Annotated in this window: 11 protein-coding genes; 1 reads left to right on the forward strand and 10 read right to left on the reverse strand. The window is 63.1% G+C overall.

Annotated elements, in window-relative coordinates:
- Position 1 precedes the first annotated feature (1 nt).
- Together ACOEQ1_RS07215 and ACOEQ1_RS07220 are read right to left on the reverse strand one after the other, a co-directional pair.
- Positions 2 to 1,552 (reverse strand): chemotaxis protein CheW, encoded by a 1,551-nt coding sequence (locus ACOEQ1_RS07215; RefSeq protein ID WP_419758507.1) that lies wholly within the window; start codon positions 1,550 to 1,552, stop codon positions 2 to 4.
- Between the two features lie 2 nt (positions 1,553 to 1,554).
- The gene (locus ACOEQ1_RS07220) at positions 1,555 to 3,519 is read right to left on the reverse strand and encodes a methyl-accepting chemotaxis protein (RefSeq protein WP_419758508.1); all 1,965 of its coding nucleotides are present in this window, start codon (positions 3,517 to 3,519) and stop codon (positions 1,555 to 1,557) included.
- Between the two features lie 341 nt (positions 3,520 to 3,860).
- Here ACOEQ1_RS07220 and ACOEQ1_RS07225 point away from each other — a divergent pair, with 341 nt between their 5' ends.
- Positions 3,861 to 5,144, forward strand: a complete 1,284-nt coding sequence (locus tag ACOEQ1_RS07225; RefSeq protein ID WP_419758509.1) for a methyl-accepting chemotaxis protein — start codon at positions 3,861 to 3,863, stop codon at positions 5,142 to 5,144.
- Between the two features lie 253 nt (positions 5,145 to 5,397).
- Here ACOEQ1_RS07225 and ACOEQ1_RS07230 read toward each other — a convergent pair whose 3' ends face one another.
- The 8 genes from ACOEQ1_RS07230 to dhaL all read right to left on the reverse strand — a co-directional run bounded on the left by ACOEQ1_RS07230 (position 5,398) and on the right by dhaL (position 12,828).
- On the reverse strand, positions 5,398 to 6,480 hold the full coding sequence (locus ACOEQ1_RS07230) for an ABC transporter ATP-binding protein (protein WP_419758510.1): 1,083 nt from the start codon (positions 6,478 to 6,480) through the stop codon (positions 5,398 to 5,400).
- Positions 6,473 to 7,552, reverse strand: a complete 1,080-nt coding sequence (locus ACOEQ1_RS07235; RefSeq protein WP_419758511.1) for an ABC transporter ATP-binding protein — start codon at positions 7,550 to 7,552, stop codon at positions 6,473 to 6,475. The genes ACOEQ1_RS07230 and ACOEQ1_RS07235 overlap by 8 nt, the downstream gene beginning before the upstream one ends.
- Positions 7,549 to 7,824, reverse strand: coding sequence for a hypothetical protein (locus tag ACOEQ1_RS07240; protein ID WP_419758512.1), 276 nt, complete (start codon positions 7,822 to 7,824; stop codon positions 7,549 to 7,551). The genes ACOEQ1_RS07235 and ACOEQ1_RS07240 overlap by 4 nt, the downstream gene beginning before the upstream one ends.
- Positions 7,824 to 8,657, reverse strand: coding sequence for a carbohydrate ABC transporter permease (locus ACOEQ1_RS07245; protein ID WP_419758513.1), 834 nt, complete (start codon positions 8,655 to 8,657; stop codon positions 7,824 to 7,826). Before ACOEQ1_RS07245 ends, ACOEQ1_RS07240 begins: the two co-directional genes overlap by 1 nt.
- On the reverse strand, positions 8,654 to 9,514 hold the full coding sequence (locus ACOEQ1_RS07250; protein ID WP_419758514.1) for a carbohydrate ABC transporter permease: 861 nt from the start codon (positions 9,512 to 9,514) through the stop codon (positions 8,654 to 8,656). Before ACOEQ1_RS07250 ends, ACOEQ1_RS07245 begins: the two co-directional genes overlap by 4 nt.
- Before the next feature lie 116 nt (positions 9,515 to 9,630).
- Complete coding sequence (locus ACOEQ1_RS07255) at positions 9,631 to 11,046, reverse strand: ABC transporter substrate-binding protein (RefSeq protein ID WP_419758515.1); 1,416 nt, start codon at positions 11,044 to 11,046, stop codon at positions 9,631 to 9,633.
- Between the two features lie 181 nt (positions 11,047 to 11,227).
- The gene (gene dhaK, locus ACOEQ1_RS07260; RefSeq protein ID WP_419758516.1) at positions 11,228 to 12,229 is read right to left on the reverse strand and encodes a dihydroxyacetone kinase subunit DhaK; all 1,002 of its coding nucleotides are present in this window, start codon (positions 12,227 to 12,229) and stop codon (positions 11,228 to 11,230) included.
- Positions 12,226 to 12,828, reverse strand: a complete 603-nt coding sequence (gene dhaL, locus ACOEQ1_RS07265) for a dihydroxyacetone kinase subunit DhaL (protein ID WP_419758517.1) — start codon at positions 12,826 to 12,828, stop codon at positions 12,226 to 12,228. Before dhaL ends, dhaK begins: the two co-directional genes overlap by 4 nt.
- Positions 12,829 to 12,831: the final 3 nt, after the last annotated feature.

The raw sequence follows: 12,831 nt of genomic DNA on the forward strand, positions 1-12,831 counted from the left end.
ATCAGAGACCTGCGACCGCACCGATTTCGTCGACAGTCAGCAGGCGCTCGGGACGCATCAGCATGAGCATGCGTCTCTGATCCTCCAGATTGGCGACGCGATCGATCAACAGGTGCTGCTGGTCGGAAAGATGCGGCGCTGGCCCGATGGTTCCGCGCGCCACCTTCAGCACCTCGACAACGCTGTCGACGACAAAGCCTGTGCGCACTCCCGCCACCATCAGCACGACGATCCGCTGCCTGTCGCTGCGAGGCAGTTCGGGAAGGCCGAAGCGGCGGCGCTGGTCGACGACCGGCAGCACAACACCCCGCAGATTGACGACGCCACCAATGAAGTCCGGCGTCTTCGGGACCTTCGTGAGGTGCTCGGGCACCCGTATGATCTCCTGCACCGTCCCGATTGGCACGCCGAACTCCTCCTCGCCGAGCCGGAACACGACGAACTGCTCCTCGTCGGACGATTTCAGGCCGCCGCCATCCTCCGTCATCTCCATCTCCTCCTCCGTGCCGGCGGACCGCGCCGCCTCCAGCAGCCGTCCCCGGACACCGGCCGGAAACATCTTTTCCGCGGACAGGATTGTGACCAGGCGACCGCCGTCGAGCCGGCAGATCGCCTCCAGTTCCGAGCCGCCCTTCTGCGCCGCCAGCAGTGGGGGCACAGGTTCGACGACCGAGGCCGCAACGCGCAGGACCTCGTTGACCGCATCCATGATGATGCCCACGGACAGCGGTGGCCCGTCCGCTCCCCCGATCGACACGACAACGATGCGATTTTGCTCATTCAGCGGTGCCTGCTCGAGATCGAACATGCGGCGCAACGACACCAGCGGCAGCAGCCGGTTTCGGAGGGTCATGACCCCCATGACGTGGTGGTCGCTGCGCGGCACGCTGCTGATCCGCGGCGGGACCTGGACAATCTCCTGCACGTCCCCGATTGGAAATGCATATTCCTGGCCAGCGACTTCGAAGCTCACGAGCTGCCGAACGGCGCCATCCACCGCCGCCGCCTTCGATTGAAGCGGAGAAGTTGCAGCGATGAGCGGTCCCTTGACCCGTGTCTCGCGCACGGCCGGCTCGCCATCAGCGAGGCGCGGCAGGTTCAGCAGCATGATCGTGCCGTCGCTGCGTTTGATCACGCCCTGCAGAAGATCTGTGCGGATCGTCTCCGCTATCGACTCAATCGACTCTATGTCCCTCACGTCGGTGGTGATGACGCTCGCCATTCGGTCGATCACGTAGCCCAGCAAGCTGCCGCGGTTGACCACGACAACGCGCGTTGCGTCATCGTGAGGCACATCCGTCATGCCGAATATTCTTCGCAGGCTGATGATAGGCAGGACGGCCCCGCGCAGGTTCGCAATGCCTTCCAGACTTGCGGCAGCCATCGGCACCCGCACGACCCTTGGCATGCGAATGATCTCCTGCACCTCGGACAGTGGAATGCCGAAGACCTCGCCATTCAGCCAGAAGGTGACGAACTGCTGGGAAGCGCCCACCGATGGCCCACCCGTGGCAGTCGCCTCAGAGGCCGGAGCGCTGAGCGTCTCGCTCACGACTAGGCTCCACTGTTCTGCAGTTCATCGGCAAGCGCTGCGATCTCCTCGACCGCAGCGGCGAGTTCCTCGGCCCCCTTCGATTGCTCACGTGCAGCCTGCGCCGCCTGGCTCGCCGCCTGCTGGGTTTCGGAGGCCGCCGTCGAAATCTGCTCGGTGCCGCGCTTTGCCTCCGACAGTGCGGCCAGGATGTCGGTGGCGCCCGTCGCGATCTCCATATTGCCGGTCAGGATGACGTCGAGATCCGTCTCCATGGCGCCGAGATTGGCCGTGATGGCCTTGTTCTTTTCGACCTCGGCCGTGGCCGCCGCGGCGATCTCCTCGAGGTCGCGGCGCACCGCCCCAACCTGGTCTTGAACCGCCTTCACCAGATCCTTGATGCGCTCGGCGTTTTCAGCGCTCTCCCGGGCCAGATTGCGAATATCTGTCGAGACGACCGCGAAGCCCTTGCCGAATTCCCCGGCGCGGGCGGCTTCGATTGAGCCGTTGACCGCGAGCATGTTGGTCTGGATCGACACCGTCGTGATGGCATCGGTGATCTTGTCGATGCGACGGGCCACCTGATCGAGTGCATTGATCTGCCCACGCGAACGGGCATTGGCTTCGACCGCCTGCATCACGCCGGTGATGAGCTGTTCCATGGCTCCACGATTGACCCGAAGGGACGCCGCTATCGCCTCCCCCTTCTCACGTGCGAGCGTGGCGCGATCACTGGAGATCTTCGCAGTTCGCTCAATCTCTGTCAGTGCGACCGCCGATTGATGGGTGGCCGCGGCCTGCTGCTGCGCGCCGCGATTGATCTCGTCGATTGCCGTCAGGATTTGAGCCGCCGCGCGATTGATTTCCTCCACCGTGGAGGACAGTTGCTCTGACGCCGCCGCGACCGACTCGGCGCTTTTCCCGATGTCGGTGCTGTTCTTGAGTTCCTCGGCGGTTTCGGATAATGCCGTTGAGCCCTCCTCGCTTTGGTTGAGAGCCACTGTCTGCTGGTCCACCGTGCGCATTGCCTCCTGGCAGGCGGAGGACTGCTGTTCAGCCGCTGCCGAGACGGCTTCCGCACCTTTCTGCGCCTCTTTGGCGGCCTCGTTGCCGAGTTCGGCCGCCGTCAGGATCTCGCGGCAGCCGCGCTGGATCTCGACCATGTCGATGCGAACCTGCTCGAGCTGGCTCGTCACCACCTGACCCTTCTCGACTTCAGTTGTGGCCGCCGTCGCCGAGGCGTTGATGCCTTCCGCGATGATCGTCACCTCTTTCTGGATCTGGCCGATCAGGTCCTGGATGTCGCGGGCGCTCTTCTCGCTGGTCTCGGCTAATGTGCGAACCTCGTCGGCCACCACGGCAAAGCCTTTGCCGTGCTCGCCGGCCCGCGCCGCTTCGATTGCCGCATTCAACGCGAGCAAATTGGTCTGGTCCGCGATCCGGGCAACCGCTTTCACGATCTCGCCGATGTTCGCCGCCTGCTTCTCCAACTCGGCAACCATGGCGACAGAAGCAAACTGGCGCTCTGCGGCTTTGCCGATACTTGTCAGGCTCGCGGCGATATGGGTGCGTACGCCCGCGATCAGCGTCTGCAGACTTTCCGTTTTACCAAGCGCTACGCTCGCGTTTTCCCGCGCCTTGCTGAGGTTGCCGGCAACGCGGGTGACTGCGCGCATCGACTCCTCGGCGGCGCTCGATGCCTCCTCGGCGCCCCCGGCAATCTGCTCCATGGCGCGGCGGAGCTCCTCAACGGCGGCCCCCGCCTCAGCAATGCCGCTGGCCAGCTGCGTGGTGGTCGCCGCCACCCGCTCGGCCGCCTTCTGCTGCCGCCCGAACGTCCGCACTCTCTTTTGCTGAGACGCCACGGTAACCTTGCGGCGGGTGTAGGAGAGCGGCTCGACAGGAGCAGTTTCACGATAGGCCGGTGGCGGTGTCGCGCCGTTCGTGTGCTTACCGCCGCCGACATCCGTCGACTTGACCAAGGCCATATGATCCACCAGAAAAATTGAACGGCACGACTAATTGTCTCTCGGCATTCGGCCTCTCAAGCGCGAGGTGGCCGCTTCGGCTAGAGGCGCAGCACGACACCCATCGGCTTGCTGCTCATGAAACTCGCAGGTCGTGATCAGGTAGCTGGTTAGGTTGTTTCTAACCTCGTCGTGATATTACCCCCCTAGGATTAAGGTTGAGTGGATGACCAAATCAGGAACGGCAACTCCGCGGTCTCGATGGATCATTATTATTTCGTGAATGACGCTTGTTTAACGGCGAAGACTTACGGCCGATTTCATGCTCCACAGGTGAACACGATGTCCCACAAGACCCACGGATGAAGAATTTTGTCCGATCCTCCTGTGCGGGGATGCTCTTCAGTATCGGCGTCACGGCGTATCTGACGGCCCAGGCTCTCGGGCTGGCACTCTGGCTCTCGCTGGCCGCCGGCCTTTTCAGCTCCATGCTTCTCGGCACGTTTGGCGGCTGGCTCATGGAGCGCCGCCGCGAGCACGGACCGGAGCAACGCCTGCAGGTGGTCGCACGCTCCGATGATGGTCCGGCTCCTGTCGAGGGCAGAAGCACGATCTTGGATAATCTGCAGGAGCGCCTGCGTGTAGCCGCGGCTGACGACGAACGCTGGGTCGTCATACTACGGGCGCACGGCATCGAGGATGATCTCGAAGCCGACGGGGCGATCGCGGCTGCGCGCCTAGCCCTGATGGCAAGCATGGAGCTGGCCGAACCCGTGCCCGCGACCGAAGTCGAACAACTGAGCGAACTCTGCGATTACACCAACGATCATCTGCGGTCGGTCATTGCTGAGACCGAAACGGCGGCTTTCACCATCATGGTCCGACTGCAGGAGGTCGATCAAATGGTCGGCCAGTTCAGCGATTTCGTGCGCACGACGGAAGGAGAGTCGCTTCTCCTCCTCGGTCACTCCGGCCAGAGCGTCTCGCTCAACGAAGGCTTCCTGACCCGACTGCAAACTCACCTCGGGCACCGCATCGACAGCAGCAGCGCGGACAACGAGCGTCTCGTACAGATTGACAAGGATACTCAGGCTATACAGCGGCTGGTGGAAGGTATCGCCGCCATTGTCTTCACCACCGATCTGCTGGCCCTGAACGCCAGTATAGAGGCGACGCATGCAGGGAGCGCTGGAAGAGGATTTGCCGTGGTCGCTGCAGAAGTCCGTCAACTGGCCAGCCAGACAAAGCTGGCCGTGCATAACATCCAGACAGGACTTGACCGCTTTCAGGAGACCAATCGCCTGCAGATCAGAGACGGAAGCGAGAAGGCCGATCAGATCAACGGTGAACGCGCGCTGCTGGACGAACTCGCCGAGCAATTGCATGGAATGGGAGTGGGCTACGAGCGGATGTCAACGTGTCAGCGCCGGATCCTCAACGAGATGGAACAGTTGAGCGGGAACATCGCTGCCGCCATGACTGCAGCCATGGGAGAGATCCAGTTCCAGGATGTGGTTCGGCAACGCCTGGAATGCGTGGTTCACGGCATTGGCGCGCTGAAGGAGTCCGGAGCGGCGACCGCATTCGAGGTCATGCAGGGCGCCAACACGGTCGGCAGCCACGAAACGGCACTTGAACTCTTTTGATTTGTCTCGCCAACCATCATTTGCACTCATCGGGTCGACGCCCTCAGGAAACTCGCGCAGCCGTCGCCAGTGATATCGTCATTGTTGCACTATCCCCCAGTTGGCTTCCAAGCTCGATCACTTACCGGAGGAACCAGCAAACCGTATCCGGAAGATCATTGAAGTTCATTCGAAATGCGCGTTGCCGATGTTGGCCATGGCATGAGCAGGGTAACGTTGCCATCAGTGCAGCGCCAACTGCACAACGTCCTCGTCAGGCGGCTCGGGTGACCGGCGCGGGAAGCCTCAATCCGTCATTGAACAGCACAACGTGCTCCAGCCGGCAACGGATGAACACTGTCTTCCCGTCTGCAGGTGGCTCGCAGGGTGGTATCTTAGCCTTCAGCCGCGCCTCTCCCACCAGGAGGCTCAGCAGTTGCTGTCCCCCGATGGTTATGCTGGACCGAAGGATGCGGGCAGCCACGGCGTCGTCGGCAGGCTCCGCGAGGACATCGACGTGCTCGGGCCGGATGCCGAGCGACAACTCGCCGTCGGCGCCGGCCGGCACAGCAATCGCGTTGGACAGCACATCGAACCGCAGCATGCTCCCCTCGCGGCTGCGGGGGCTGAGGAAGTTCATCCCCGGATTGCCGAGGAACCAGCCGCCAAACCGGCTTTCGGGACGATCATACATCACGTGCGGCGGCGCGCATTGGGAGATACGGCCGGATTGCATCAGCGCGATCTGGTCGGCGAGCGTCATCGCCTCGGTCTGGTCGTGCGTGACGTAGATGACCGTCTGGCGCAGGCGCGCCCGGAAGTCCTTGAAGGCGCGGATGAGAGCGAGCTTGGCGTGGACCTCGACATTGGTTGTCGGCTCATCGAACAGGATGACGTCGCACTGGCGCGCGATCGCTCGCCCGACGGCCACCTTCTGCCGCGTCCCGACATCGAGGTCACCGATATGCCGGTGCCGCTCGGCCGAGAGCTGCAGCACCTCCAGCACCTCATCGGCGCGGCGGCGGACCTCTGCGGGGCTCAGCGCACGGTCGCGGCGCAGCGGAAGCTCGATATTCTCGATGACGCTGAGTGTGCGATACATGACCGGATACTGGAACACCATGGCGACATCACGCTTACCGGGAGGCAGATGCGTCACGTCCCGGTCACCGAACTTGATGCTGCCGTGGCTTGGCGTCTCAAGCCCGGCGATCATGCGCATGAGCGTGGTCTTGCCGCAGCCGGAGGGGCCGAGCAGACAGGTGACCGTGCCCTCGGCGAATACGGTGGTGATGTCATCAACCGCCTTGAACGCGCCGAATACGCGGGAGACTTGGCTCAGCCGGATGTCAGGCATCGGCATGTCCCTGGCCCTGGCCCAATAGCTCGCCGGTCGCACGGTCATAGACCAGCAGGCCCTCGGCGCTGACCTTGAAGGGAAATGGCGAGCCGATGTCGAGGTGCGCCACGCTCGGCGATGGCACCGAGGTCACCAGCGTCTCCTCCCCCGCCTCGAAGTAGACAACACATTCCGCACCGATGTTCTCCATCAGGCGGATGGTTGCGGGCGCTCCGTCCGGCCGATGCCAGATGTGCTCGGGACGGGCGGCGACGGCGACCTCGCCGACAAAGTTGGTGGGGAGTGCGAGGTGGAAGTCGACGATGCCGGTGCGGCAGAGCCCGCCTGGTTCGAGCTTGCCCGGAAGCACGTTGCAGCGGGGAAATCCGACCAGTTCCGCCGCCCGCAAGTGGCGCGGCCGGTGATAGACCGTGGCCGCCGCATTCGCGTCGATGACGCGCCCGGCATCGAGCACGATGATGTCCTCGGCCATGGTGAGCGCCTCGAGACTGTCGGAGGTCACGTAGAGGAACGTCGCGCCGAGTTCAGCGCGCATGTCCTTGAGGTCCTCCATGAGGCTTTCCCGCAGCTTGAAGTCGAGCCCCACGAGCGGGTCATCCAGCAGGAAAAGATCCGCGTTCTTCAGCATGCCGCGGGCAATCGCCGTGCGCTGTTTCTCGCCGCCGCTGAGTTGCGCGGGGCGCTTGGTCAGCAGCGGCTGGATGCGGAGAATATCGGCCACCTGCCCGACGCGGCGCTCGATCTCGGCGCGGGCAACTTTCTGCAGCGCCATGGGATACGCGATGTTGTCGAAGACGCTGACGTGCGGGAACAGCGCGAAGGACTGCGGCACGTAGCCGATGCTGCGCTGCGCCGGCGGCATGTCGGTGATGTCGCGGCCGTTGATGAAAATCCTTCCGCGGTCGGGCTGCTCCAGCCCCACCAAAAGCCGCAGCAACACAGATTTTCCGGCGGCCGGAGGACCGCACAACACCGTCAGGCTCTGCGATGCGACCTCCACCGTCACATCGTCGAGCGCCGGGACATGGTGGTATAACCGGCTGACGTTCTGCAGCCTGACGCTGCTCATCCGCCGAGCTGCGCCAGGTAGGGGACGAGGAGAACGCCGGCAGCAAAGACCACGGCGACGATGAGCAGAATGAGGATCGTCAGCCGCAGGGCCTGCCAGAGGCCAGCAGCGCGCGGCAGGTTGCCGACCGCGATGTTGAGGATGGTCGCCGCCATGACAGTCAGGAGTCCGATCTGGAAAAGAGCGAAGCTCCACTGCTGGACGATGAGCAGGAAACCCGCGACCATGATGAGGATGAGCGCCAGTTCGGCGCGGGGGACGATACCGCGCATCAGACCTCTCCGCGCACAGTGCCGAAGGTCATGCCCACCAGCAAGTAGCGCTGGAAGAAATAGACGACCAGTATTGGCGGTATGATATAAACCGTTGTAAGCGCCGAGATGAATGTCCAGTCAACGCCGCCGTTCGAATAGAGGCCGCTTGCAAGTGCCACAGGAATATTGGAGGTGGAAAGCCCGCCGATGATATAATTGAACAGGAACTCGTTCCACACAAAGATAAAGTTGAAGATGGAGGCCGCGATCACGCCCGGCATCACCTGCGGCAGGATGGTGCGCGTGATGATGCGCAGCCACGATGCGCCGTTGATGATCCCGGTCTCGTCGAAGCGCGGCGACACGCCGTCGATAAAGCCTTTCAGTATCCAGACCGAGAAGGGAATGGAGAACATCGCGTAGAACAGGATCATGCCGCCGTAAGTGTCTTTCCAGCCGAAGGCCACGTACATGAGGTAGACCGGGAGGATGGCCGCCGACCCCGGCAACATACGGATCGACAACAGCAGGAACATCAGGAAGTTGGTGCCCGGCGGCTTGAAGCGTGAGAACGAGAAGGCGGCCAGGAACGACACCGCAACCGCCACGAGAACCGCTGCGACCGACATCACCGCGCTGTTGAAAAGCTCGCGCGGAAAGGCCGCGCTCGAAAACAGCTTCCCATAGTTCGCCAAGGTCGGCGTGAAGACAAGCTTCGGCGGAACGGCCAGAATCTGGTCCGCCGTCTTGAAGGAACAGAGGACGATCCACAAGATCGGAGAGAAAAAAATCAGGGCGACCAGCCACAGCAGCGCGTGGTAGCCGTGCTCCCGCCAGTTCGTGCGCCTCATGGTGCCGCCTCCCGCCGCTCGCGCCAATGCAGCACGAAGATGAATGTCGCGGTGAAGGCGATGGAGATGAACAGCAGGATGACCGCGAGCGCCGAGGACGAGCCCATGTTGAAGGCCTCGAAAGCACGCCGATAGAGCGTCATCGCGACCAGCTGCGTCGTCGAGCCCGGACCGCCATAGGTCATGTCGTAGATGAGATCCATCGTCTTGAAGGCATCGATGGTGCGTAGCAGTATGCCCAGCATGAGGATGAACTTGCCATGGTGCAGCACGATCAGCCGCAGCTTCTGGTGCCAGGCGAGACGGTCGATCTCGGCCGCCTCCAGCTCCGCCTTCGGCACCGAGGCAAGCGCCGCCAGCGTCATCAACACCATGAAGGGCGTCCACATCCACACGTCGACGGCGAGCACGGCCCCGAAGGCCACGTTGCTGTTGCCAAGAAAATCGACGCTCGCGAAGCCGAGGCTGCGGATACCGTAGTTGAGGACGCCGAAGGTCGGGTCGTAGATCAGCCGCCAGAAGGTGCCAGCGGCGACCGGCGTGAGCACCATCGGCGCGAACAGCATGGTGAGCGCGACGCGCCGTCCCGGTAGCCGGTGGCTGTTCCAGAACAGCAGACCCAAGGCGATACCGAGCAGGGTCTCCAAAACGACGGCGCAAAAGACGAAGATGAAGGTGCGGCTGAGATCGAACCAGATCCCGGCGTCATTGAGGATGGTGCGGTAGTTGTAGAGGCCGGCGAAGCGCGGCGGCCGGCCGCTGGTCAGCGAGAAGCGGTAGAAGCCAAGCCCGAGCAGCCAAAGCGTCGGGATCAGGTTCCAGACGATGAAAAAAGTGAGGACGGGCAGCAGAAGCAAGATAGGCAGGACTTCACGCCTGCTGATAAACCCGGTGAAGCTTTGCCATATCCCCTGCCTGCCAGCCGGCGTATCCCGCCTCGGAGTCAAGGCCGCGGGCGCGCCGGTCTCCATACTTACAGCCGGATCCCGCTGCAGGACCCGCTCGGCGCATTGTTCGCGGTGCCGCCGTCGTACAGGATGCCCTGCTGCTTGCAGGCGATATACTTCAGCACGTGGGCAGGGTCCTTCAGCTCCCCCGTCATGTAGCCCGTCCACCCTTCCTGCTGCGTCGCCAGCATCTCCGCGTAACGCGGATCGTGCCAGAAATCCGTGCTCCGCTGCAGCATGTACTTATATGTGCGGTTCCAGGGGTAAATGTCGTCGAAGCCCGAGCTGGTCAAAGTCGCCTTGTCGCAGGGAAGGCCGCCGCGCTTCAGGTAGTCGGCCGAAGTCTCCGGCAGATACCACCAGCGCATGAAGTCGAGCGCCACGTGCATGTGCTCGTCATCGTTGAAGGCGTTGATCACCCAAGGCTGCCCGCCAATGATATAGTTGCGGTTGAGCTTGCCGCTCGCATCCTTGAAGCCCGGCGGGGGCACCACCATCACCTTGCCCTTGAGGGCGTCGGGCACCATCGTCGCCCCGGTCGCCACCCATTGCCATGCTGCGAACGCCTTGCCCTGCGTAAAGGCATCGACGACCTCGGCGATAAAGTAGTTGAGCGCGCCCGGCGGGTTCCACTGCAGCATGGACTTGTATTCGACCATCGCCTCTGCGTTGGCCGGCGTATCCATGATGCCTTCGACCTGTCCGGTCTTCGGATCCCAGATGTCGCCGCCCCGGCTGCGGATGAAGGAGATCAGGGGGCAACTCACCGCATCGTACTCGCGGCTATATTGCATTGCTATGCCGTAATGGCCTTTCTCGGGCCGATTGAAAAAGGCGACGAGCTTCTTCCAGTCGTCGAGATCCATCTTCTCGAAGTCTTCCCACACCATCGGCATCGGCGTGCCGTACTTGGCCTTGTAGGCATCCGCTTCGCCCGGCGCCTCCAGCCAGTCCTTGCGGATAAAGATGCCCTCGATGTCGCCGACCTGCGGGAAGCCGTATAGGCTGTCGGTGCCATCGGGATAAACCTGATACGCCGCCTTCACGACGGGCGCATACCATTCGATGTTGAGCGCCGGGTCCTTGGCGATGATGTCGTTGAGCTTGACGATCCATTTCGGTGTCGCGAGAGCACCGAGCCATTGGCTGTCGCTGATGATGATGTTGTATTCCTGGCTTCTTGTCGCGAGCGACGTTGCTGCCTTTTGGAACAACTGGCCGAAGGGGGCGCCGGCGAACGAGAATGTCACGTCATATTTGTAGCGATCCTTGACGTACTTGGCGAAGTCGGGGGACATGTCGACGCCGAGACTGCTTGGCAGCCAACCGGCGACGCCCAGGATCGACATATGGATCGATTTGCCCGCAAGCGGATGGGTCTGTGCCCGCGCGATGTTGGGCGCACAAAGTGCGGTCGCGCCAAAAGCCGCTGCGCCTGTCAACAACGTGCGCCGCGGCAACAAAAGTTTTATGTTTGCGCTATCCAGCAGAGGCTTAGAGTGGTCGCTTTCCGACATGGCCCATCCCCCAATTTTTTTCTCGCCCGCTTATGCGGACGTTTGTTAGGCGTAACGCTAGCCGCTTAACGGGCCGGCTGCAATATCGCCGGACAAATGTGAGCGACTAAACCCTCCAACGCAAAGCCGGAGTATGCACCGGCGCGTCCCAGAGGGCCGCCATCTCGTCATCGAGCCCCGTGACAGTCAGCGAACATCCCGCCATGTCGAGCGAGGTCACGTAGTTGCCGACCAGAGAACGAACCACACGCACCTCGCGTGCGGCCAGTCGTGCCCGGGCCGCGTGATACATCACGTAAAGCTCCATGAGTGGCGTGCCGCCGAAGCCGTTGACCAGCAATAACACCTCCGGCTTAGCCTCGCCGCTTCTCGTCAAGTCGTCGAGGACGGCGTCCACCATGTCATGCGCCAGCGTATCCGCGCCGGCCATCTTCGACCGCCGCCGCCCAGGCTCTCCATGGATGCCGACACCGATCTCGATCTCATCCTCGCCGAGTTGAAACGTCGGCTTGCCGGCGGCCGGCACGGTGCAACTCGTGAGCGCCACGCCCATCGACCGTGTCGCTTTATTGACGCGTTCGCCCAATGCCCGGCAGGCTGCCAAGTCATCCCCCCGCTCGGCCGCCGCTCCGACGATCTTCTCCACCACCAGCGTGCCCGCGACCCCGCGCCGGCCGGTGGAGTAGGTCGAGGCCTCAACCGCGACATCGTCGTCCACCAGCACGGTCTCGATTGACCGGTCCCCGGCATCCATCTCGCGCGCCATGTCGAAGTTCATGACGTCGCCTTCGTAGTTCTTGACGATGAAGAGCACGCCGGCGCCACCGTCCACTGCCTCGGCCGCTGCCATCATCTGGTCCGGCGTCGGCGAGGTGAAGACCTGCCCGGGGCACGCCGCATCGAGCATGCCATGGCCGACGAAACCCGCATGCAGCGGCTCGTGCCCGCTACCGCCGCCCGAGATCAGCGCCACCTTGCCAGGCTTGAGCGCCGCGCGGCGGACGAACTTTCGGTCCTCCCCAAGCGCCACAAGATCGGCATGAGCGGCGGCAAAACCATCCAGGCTTTCGGCCAGCACCGTCTCCGGCGCGTTGATGAGCTTCTTCATGGCGTGCCCTCCAGGGTCCGGCAGATTGCGGCAATGATGAGGGCCGCGGACCGTGCGCCCGCATCCATGGTGCCGACGCTCCGCTCGCCCAGGAACGACGCGCGGCCGCGCACGGCCTGCATTCCCGCAGTCGCATCGGCGGCGGCATCGGCCACACCAGCGATATCCGCTTCCGTGCCATGAAGAGCCTCGGCCACCGGCCCCAGCACATCGAGCATTGTCTTGTGCCCGAACTCCGCTTTACCGCGCGCACGGACGGCGGCGATGGCGGCATCCATGGCGGCGGCGGCATCGGCGCGGGCGGGCGCTTCGGGGAGGGCTTTGCCGGCGGCCATGAAAGCCGTGCCGAAGATTGCGCCGGATGCGCCGCCGACCGTCATGACAAGCGTGCGCCCGATCTCCTGCATCGCGTCCGGCAGCGGCTTTGCAACGATGGCATCGGCCTTGGCCATGACCGCAGAAAACCCACGGTTCATGTTCAGGCCATGATCGCCGTCGCCTTGGGCCGCGTCGATCGCCGTCAGTTCCCCGGCATGTTCGGAAATTGTCTCAACGACGGCCTGCAGAAGCCGGCGCCGCATCTCTTCGTCGATCGGCATTCT

This window comes from Acidisoma sp., assembly GCF_965199065.1.
Lineage (GTDB): Bacteria > Pseudomonadota > Alphaproteobacteria > Acetobacterales > Acetobacteraceae > Acidisoma.